The 534-nt window shown below is 47.4% G+C and carries 1 protein-coding gene; it reads right to left on the bottom strand.

The features are described 5' to 3' along the window. Window positions 1–297 (bottom strand): hypothetical protein (locus tag C1A35_RS36300; RefSeq protein WP_158665295.1); only part of this gene is annotated, 297 nt, incomplete at its 3' end. Window positions 298–534 lie beyond the last annotated feature (237 nt).

Genomic DNA, 534 nt, shown 5'->3' with positions numbered 1-534 from the left:
ACACCAAGGCATGCCATGGGCAGCCCATGGCTTGCCATGGCACACAGCAAGGCAGGCCATGGGCAGGCCATGGCACCCCATGGGCAAGCCATGGCACACACCAAGGCATTTTTTTGAAGCAATACTTGGAGTTTGGACGAGATATTTTGCACACATGCTTAGAAAAATCATACCTTCGAGCCTGCCAAGTTTTACGTTTTTTGAAAAAAAATATTTTTTTTTTTTAATTTTTTTAATTGGAAAAATAGGAAAATTCATAAAAAATAGAAAATGGGTAGTGGGTGGGAGATGAAGCATGGGACACATTCCAAGTGTCATGTAATGAATTTAGAAGCACAATTTGCAAGGTTTGCACGGGCAAAAATCAATTTGGCACGCGCATGACTTGTCGTGGCACACACCATGGCAAGCCTTGGCACCCCATGGGCTGGCCATGCCACACACCAAGGCATGCCGTGGGCTGCCGATGGGCATGCTACTAACCTCGGTTTGCATTGCTCATGGGCATGCCAAGGCAAGCCGTGGCACATGCCG

Origin of the sequence: Ensifer adhaerens, assembly GCF_002940685.1 — a bacterium.
GTDB classification, from domain to species: domain Bacteria; phylum Pseudomonadota; class Alphaproteobacteria; order Rhizobiales; family Rhizobiaceae; genus Ensifer; species Ensifer adhaerens_E.
This window is presented reverse-complemented; position numbering and strand designations above follow the sequence as displayed.